This is a genomic window from Paenibacillus sp. 01T422 (assembly GCF_056398785.1).
The window spans coordinates 1-2,400 of the sequence record NZ_JBFTQB010000948.1 but is presented as its reverse complement, the minus strand read 5'-3'; the positions used below and the strand labels follow the sequence as shown (position 1 = coordinate 2,400).

Genomic DNA, 2,400 nt, shown 5'->3' with positions numbered 1-2,400 from the left:
ATACACGACACGCTTACGTCAAATCCAAGGCAACTTGCTATACGAAGGAGAATAATCATGAGGAAATTTTTCAAATCCCTATTTCATAAGCGATCATTTGCTGATCAGCTGGAGACTTACCTTGAAGCAACCGTGTTAAAGTGGAAGAAACGCATCAACCCCCTAACGAACAGAATCGGATTTGGCATTTACTTTTACAAAAACATTACAATTAATCTAAATCGCCTAAACAAGGAAATATTAGAAATTGCCCAGGATAGCGCTAAACTCTCACACTTCAACAAGTCCGCATTTCCCAGCTTTATATCCGTCGTCGACGGCATCCATACAAGGATGTTCACGCATCTGCCGAATCACGTCATTCTACAAATTACATCTTTGGTTAAAATGCTGCCAGGTTTCAAAGAGCTGCAGTCGATATCACGAACCTATGGGTACTTATGTGAGCTTCAATATAATCAAGGCAGAGTGTTTTTCGGCTCGTTACAGATTCATTTTATTAAAATGGAAAGATTGGCTGCGCCTCTATAAGCTGCGCACATTGACAAAAGACTGCGATCACCCGTACTGCACAGGTGATAACAGTCTTTTCTTGCTTGCCAGTATGGCAATTGTTTGGTTATCATTTAATGAGACGCATGGCTGGCGTCTTGCCTTTTTTGAATCGCATGCATACCCATAATGACAGCCACAAGTTCGTAACTGTCCAAGTCATCACATTGGTTTCTCAATGTAAAAGCTCCTGAAGAAAACCATCCGTTCACTTTTTCGAATTGAGCGACAAGCGCGCCGGATGAATCCGATATGTCATATTCTTTTGAAAATGCCGGGGAGGTGATGTCATAACTGCCTCTCCCTTCCGTTTCATAGGTGAATTTCTTGGCGAACAGCGTAAATCGGCTTCGCAGCACGCCGGCCAGACTCCCATCCGGATTCGATATCTCCCATTTACCTAAAAAAAACGGAAAACCGCCTTTGAAGAGCAGCCGGTCATTGACGTCATACACATCGATTGCCGAACCAAATGAGCTCTTCAAATCTAGATGTCCAATATTCTTCTCCTGACTATCCAAAATTTCCGTAAAACCCGCATTAAAGAAATTATCACGAAAATATAAATTCAAATCTCTCTCCTCCTCAAGTGGAATCACCAAAAATAATGCGGAAAGGAAGTTTGCGATTATGAGACAAACGACTTCAACAATTCCGAGAGCAGCTGTTCGAGGTACATCGTTGGGAGTTATCTTCATGGCGTTATTCGGTACGCTCTGGGCAGGTATCGGTATAGGTGGGCTGCAGGGTTGGGGTTCCACAGGGCTGATCATTGTGGCAGTTTTCGTTGGTATACTGCTGCTGTCTGGCGGTATTTCGTTACTTGTCGCATCCAAGCAATTCTCTCAACCTGCCGAATCCGATACACGCCGCTGGAAACGCGTTTGGATCTGGTTTGGCATCATTTTCACGATTGAAGGCTTGGCAATAGGAGCCGCAAGTGCGATTTGTACCGCTACAAACCATTTTAATCTACTTTTTCCCATAATGGCCATCATCGTTGGACTTCATTTCATTCCTTTGGCATCATTGTTTCGGATCAAGACCCACTATGTAACGGGAAGTCTCTTAACCTTACTTGCGATTGCTACACTTCTATTTATACCAGAAAATGCAACGCTTGGCGGACATCCAGTCATTATGTGGTGGCTCGTTGTAGGTTTTGGTTCCGCTCTGATCCTGTGGGGGACTGGTTTAAAGGTATGGCTTATAGGCCAAAGATGGATACATGCAGGATTACTCAAGAAATAATAATAGCGTTCTTCATTCGTGAAACTACTTAATTCCTCTTATCATACTGTGCTAATCTATGTCATCATAGATTTTTATACTTAGAACAAAGCCTATCGATATCATGTTGATTAACAGCGAGGTGCCTCCGTAACTTATAAAAGGAAGTGTGATCCCTGTAATCGGCATGATACCGATCAGCATCCTACATTAATTAGACGTATTGTCTTTACAAATAGTTCCATTTTTATGAATTAGCACAAATGACATTTATATAATAACTTCGTACAAACCGATAACAATTAGTAAAAGACATCCTACAACTTCTGCATATTTTCCAAACCACGATTTTGCTATCTTGTAGCCAAACCTAACTCCAATATCTACAGAAATCAGTGAAAAAATGCCGACAGAGATTGCTGTAAACAATGGAGATACCCCACTGGCTCCTGCCCCCAAACCACTTGCTATACAGTTAATTGATAATGCAAAACCCAATGAGATGGCTTCGACCCAGGAGATGATATGATTTTCATCTTTATCGGCTGTAGCGGCAATGCGATTAGGTTTAGTAGTTGTTTGGTCACATTGTGCTACACTTGATGCAGTCCTTCTATG

The 2,400-nt window shown here is 42.0% G+C and carries 4 protein-coding genes and 1 pseudogene; 2 read left to right on the top strand and 3 right to left on the bottom strand.

Translation table 11 applies throughout. The annotated features are described in order from the left end of the window. Window positions 1-57: 57 nt before the first annotated feature. The gene (locus AC1DUA_RS33910) at window positions 58-531 is read left to right on the top strand and encodes a hypothetical protein (protein ID WP_477503927.1); all 474 of its coding nucleotides are present in this window, start codon (window positions 58-60) and stop codon (window positions 529-531) included. Between the two features lie 95 nt (window positions 532-626). On the opposite strand, the gene AC1DUA_RS33905 is transcribed toward AC1DUA_RS33910, so the two are convergent. Next, window positions 627-1,124, bottom strand: coding sequence for an LURP-one-related family protein (locus AC1DUA_RS33905; RefSeq protein ID WP_477503926.1), 498 nt, complete (start codon window positions 1,122-1,124; stop codon window positions 627-629). A 58-nt stretch (window positions 1,125-1,182) separates the two neighbouring features. Here AC1DUA_RS33905 and AC1DUA_RS33900 point away from each other — a divergent pair, with 58 nt between their 5' ends. Further along, window positions 1,183-1,803 carry a hypothetical protein gene (locus tag AC1DUA_RS33900; protein WP_477503924.1) on the top strand — a complete coding sequence of 207 codons (621 nt, stop codon included), beginning with the start codon at window positions 1,183-1,185 and terminating at the stop codon, window positions 1,801-1,803. Window positions 1,804-1,854: 51 nt separating this feature from the next. Here AC1DUA_RS33900 and AC1DUA_RS33895 read toward each other — a convergent pair. Both AC1DUA_RS33895 and AC1DUA_RS33890 read right to left on the bottom strand, forming a co-directional pair. Then, window positions 1,855-1,986, bottom strand: a pseudogene (locus AC1DUA_RS33895) (FtsW/RodA/SpoVE family cell cycle protein); the annotation flags it as partial. Window positions 1,987-2,052: 66 nt separating this feature from the next. After that, window positions 2,053-2,400, bottom strand: a 348-nt coding sequence (locus tag AC1DUA_RS33890; RefSeq protein ID WP_477503922.1) for a manganese efflux pump MntP, incomplete at its 5' end; no start/stop codon positions are given.